General features: G+C 41.3%; 1 protein-coding gene. It reads right to left on the reverse strand.

Annotation, left to right across the window (positions count from 1 at the left end):
• Window positions 1–315, reverse strand: a 315-nt coding sequence (locus FC24_RS09415) for a transposase (protein WP_162257015.1), incomplete at both ends; no start/stop codon positions are given.

Here is a 315-nt window from a genome sequence, read left to right on the forward strand (position 1 = left end):
TCTAATTGTTCATGGGGGATTAACAACAATTTCCAATAACGTTTCAAGGCTTTAAATTCCCGGGAACTAGGGGCAAACTGTTTCATTATTCGCACGCGCGTCTGATTAAAGGCCCGATTCAGGGCATTAGTGAGGTGAAACTTATCAATGACGACAATCGCGTTGGGAAAGATAGTTTGCGTCAGTTGCGGATAAGTATAGTTCATGTCCGTGACAATGATTTTAACCTTTTCTCTAGCAGTTTGATCATAACGTTTAAAGTGTTTTTCTAGACGGTGAATCGTCCGAAATGGCAGCACATCAATCAACTGATGG

The sequence above is a fragment of the Loigolactobacillus rennini DSM 20253 genome (genome assembly GCF_001436505.1).
Classification (GTDB): domain Bacteria; phylum Bacillota; class Bacilli; order Lactobacillales; family Lactobacillaceae; genus Loigolactobacillus; species Loigolactobacillus rennini.